A 3,695-nucleotide genomic window follows, 5' to 3' on the forward strand; every position below is an offset into this window, starting at 1 on the left:
GGTTCGCGTCGAACCGGGCCGCCGCGGGGCCGGCGGCTCAGCCGGCCAGGACCTCGGTGACCAGCTCGCGCGCCTCGGCCTGGACGCGGGCGAGGTGCTCGTCGCCCTGGAAGGACTCGGCGTAGATCTTGTACACGTCCTCGGTGCCGGACGGGCGGGCGGCGAACCAGGCGTTCTCGGTGCAGACCTTGATGCCGCCGATCGCCGCGCCGTTGCCGGGCGCCTCGGTGAGGACGGCCGTGATCGGCTCCCCGGCCAGCTCGCCGGCCTTGACCTGCTGCGGCGACAGCCGGGCGAGCAGCGCCTTCTGCTCGCGGTCGGCGGGCGCGTCCACCCGGGCGTAGGAGGGGGCGCCGTGGCGGCCGGTCAGGTCGCGGTAGTACTCGCTGGGCGTGCGGCCGGTCACCGCGGTGATCTCCGAGGCCAGCAGGGCGAGCAGGATGCCGTCCTTGTCGGTGGTCCACACCCCGCCGTCGCGGCGCAGGAAGGACGCCCCGGCGGACTCCTCGCCGCCGAAGGCGATCGAGCCCTCCAGCAGCCCGTCGACGAACCACTTGAAGCCCACCGGCACCTCGGTCAGCTCGCGCCCGAGGTCGGCCGCGACGCGGTCCAGCATCGAGGAGGAGACCAGGGTCTTGCCCACCGCCGCGTCGGAGGGCCAGTCGGCCCGGTGACGGTAGAGGTAGTCGACGGCCACCGCGAGGTAGTGGTTCGGGTTCATCAGGCCGTCCGGAGTGACGATGCCGTGCCGGTCGGCGTCGGCGTCGTTGCCGGTGGCGATCGCGTACTCGGCGCGGCGGCCGATCAGCGAGGCCATGGCGGCGGGCGAGGAGCAGTCCATCCGGATCTTGCCGTCCCAGTCCAGCGTCATGAAGCGCCAGGTCGGGTCGGTGACCGGGTTGACGACGGTCAGGTCGAGCCGGTGGGTCTCGGCGATCCGGCCCCAGTAGGCGACGGACGCCCCGCCCAGCGGGTCCGCGCCGATCCGCAGGCCGGCCGCCCGGACGGCGTCCAGGTCCAGGACGGAGACGAGGTCCTCGGTGTAGGCGGTGACGAAGTCGTGCCGGCCGGTGGTCGCCGCGGTCAGGGCGCGGGCGTACGGCACCCGCTTGACGCCGCGCAGGCCGTCCCGGATCAGGGCGTTGGCCCGGTCCTGGATCCAGCCGGTGGCGTCGGAGCCGGCCGGGCCGCCGCTCGGCGGGTTGTACTTGAAGCCGCCGTCGCGCGGCGGGTTGTGCGAGGGCGTGACCACGATGCCGTCGGCGAGCGCCTGCGGGTTGCGGCGGTTGTGCGCCAGGATCGCGTGCGAGACGGCCGGGGTGGGCGTGTAACCGTCGGCGCTGTCCAGCAGCACGGTGACGCCGTTGGCCGCCAGCACCTCGACGGCGGTCACCTTGGCCGGCTCGGAGAGCGCGTGGGTGTCCGCGCCGAGGAACAGCGGGCCGGTGATGCCCTGGGCGGCCCGGTACTCGCAGATCGCCTGGGTGGTGGCCGCGATGTGGTCGTCGTTGAACGCCGCGTCGAGCGAGGAGCCGCGGTGGCCCGAGGTGCCGAAGGCCACGCGCTGGCCCGGCTCCTCCGGGTCCGGGTGCAGCGCGTAGTACGCCGTCACCAGCCGCGCCACGTCCACCAGGTCGTCCGGCTGCGCAAGCTGACCGGCCCGTGCGTGTGCCATCTGTTGTCTCCCACCAGTTCCCTGTCCGGTCGCCGGCCCGGCCGGCCCGGCGCTTCCTTGCCCCGTGCTCACCGATCGTAACCAGAAGACGACCCCCGGCCGTACCCGGGCGTACCCGGGCGGTCGCCGGAGCGGCTCGCGGGGGGCTCGCCGAGGCGGCCGGTCCGCCGTCCGGATCTTGCCGGACCCGCCGACCCTCCCGGCCCGACCCGGCCCCGTTCGGCCCGCCGGGCGGCCCACCGCCGGCCCGGCTTGAACGTCGCGCTACGCAGCGTCACCATAGCGGCCCGCGCCTCGCACCGGTCCCGGGCGACTGCGGCCCGGGCGCCGGCCTCGCGGCCCGATCCGTGACCCACCGTCATCACCCGCCTCGGCCACCCGGCTCCGCGCGCCCACGTGTGCGACGCCCCGCCGTCACCGCACGCATCGCCCGCGACACTCAACGAACAGGGGTAGTACGGGGGATTCCGGACCGACGGGACCGGGAGACAGAATCGAAGAAAGCAAGCGGGCGGACCGCCGGCCACACGCGCGCCACCGCCTCCCGCGCCCACCGCCCCACGGGCCGTCAGTCCTTCCCCACCCGACATCCGGAAGGATCGGAAGGACGCGGCGCCGGGCACCGAGCCTCCCGATACTCTCCGCACACGCTCCCCTCCACACCGTGATGCGGTTTTCCCACGAAGGGATGGGAAACCATGAGCGCCTACGAAACCCACATCGCGCGCGCCGACGCCGAGGCCGCCAAGCGCCTCGCCGACACCGAATCCCCCTTCACCATCGAAGTCGAGTTCCGCGGCGGGCTGACCGACACCCAGAAGGACGCGTTCAAGACCGCGGCCGAGCGCTGGGCCCACGTCATCGTCGGCGACCTGCCCGACGTCGCCATCGGCGACCGGATCGTCGACGACCTCCTCGTCGAGGCCGAGGGCAAGTCCATCGACGGCCCCGGCCACACCTTGGGCGAATGCGGACCGACACGCCTGCGCCCCGGCATCGGACCGTCGGCGTTCCTCCCGGTCACCGCCGTGATGTCCTTCGACACGGCCGACCTCGCGGCCATGGAGGCCACCGGCACGCTCGTCGACGTGATCACCCACGAGATGGGACACGCCCTCGGCATCGGCACCGTCTGGACGGACAAGCGCCTCCTGCGAGGTGCCGGCACCCCCAACCCCACCTTCGTCGGCCAGAACGCCGAGACCGAATACGCCGCCCTCACGGGTCGCACCGCGAACAGGCCCGTCCCCGTCGAGAACACCGGCGGCCCGGGTACCGCCGACGGCCACTGGCGTGAGAGCGTCTTCGACAACGAACTCATGACCGGCTTCGTGGGCCGGGCCGGCAACCCGCTGAGCCGGCTGACCGTGGCCAGCCTCCAGGACCTCGGCTACGTGGTCGACCTGGCCGCCGCCGACCCCTACCGGCTGCCCGACCACCTCGAACTGCTCGAGAGCGGCGCCCTGCGGGCCCGCAACGCCCCGATCGACATCGGCGTCATGCTCCCCACCGTTCCCGACATCCTGCCCCCGGACAGTCTCCGGGTCGCCTGAGGCACCACCCGCCATGGCGGACCACGACCGATCCCACCCCGAGGACGAGCGCTACGTCGTCCGGCGTCCCGAAGCCTCGGTCCTCGACAGCCAGTCCGTCGTCCCCCGGGACAACGTCGTACGACCCCCACCGAACCGCTTCACCCACGCGCTCACCGCCGACCAGCCCTTCTGGTACGACCCGAGCGCACCCGAGGACGCACCCGACGGCGTCATCCCCACCGGGACCGCCGTCGCCCTCCTCGTCCAGACCGGGGACCGCTGCCGCGTCGTCACCCCGGCCGGCCTCTACGTCACCGTCCCCTGCACCCGACTGCGCCTGCTGCCCGACCCGCCCCGGCCCGCGCCACCCGCCGACCCGGCTGGCACGGCTGGCAACGGCACCTGAGACCGCGGCCTCGACGGGTGCGGGGAAACCGCGGCGGGTACGTGCCGAGGGCACGACCGGTCCGGCCCCGGTCCACGTG

At 73.8% G+C, this 3,695-nt stretch carries 3 protein-coding genes; 2 read left to right on the forward strand and 1 reads right to left on the reverse strand.

The window, feature by feature from the left end; translation table 11 throughout:
* Positions 1-37: 37 nt before the first annotated feature.
* The gene (pgm, locus tag ACFVHB_RS39945) at positions 38-1,675 is read right to left on the reverse strand and encodes a phosphoglucomutase (alpha-D-glucose-1,6-bisphosphate-dependent) (RefSeq protein ID WP_380332871.1); all 1,638 of its coding nucleotides are present in this window, start codon (positions 1,673-1,675) and stop codon (positions 38-40) included.
* A 698-nt stretch (positions 1,676-2,373) separates the two neighbouring features.
* Here pgm and ACFVHB_RS39950 point away from each other — a divergent pair.
* Together ACFVHB_RS39950 and ACFVHB_RS39955 are read left to right on the forward strand one after the other, a co-directional pair.
* Positions 2,374-3,228, forward strand: a complete 855-nt coding sequence (locus ACFVHB_RS39950; RefSeq protein ID WP_380332872.1) for a leishmanolysin-related zinc metalloendopeptidase — start codon at positions 2,374-2,376, stop codon at positions 3,226-3,228.
* Between the two features lie 13 nt (positions 3,229-3,241).
* Positions 3,242-3,616: a hypothetical protein gene (locus ACFVHB_RS39955; RefSeq protein WP_380332874.1), complete on the forward strand. Its 375-nt coding sequence runs from the start codon at positions 3,242-3,244 to the stop codon at positions 3,614-3,616.
* The last annotated feature ends 79 nt before the right edge of the window (positions 3,617-3,695 follow it).

Source organism: Kitasatospora sp. NPDC127111 (assembly GCF_042677465.1).
Taxonomy (GTDB): Bacteria; Actinomycetota; Actinomycetes; order Streptomycetales; family Streptomycetaceae; genus Kitasatospora.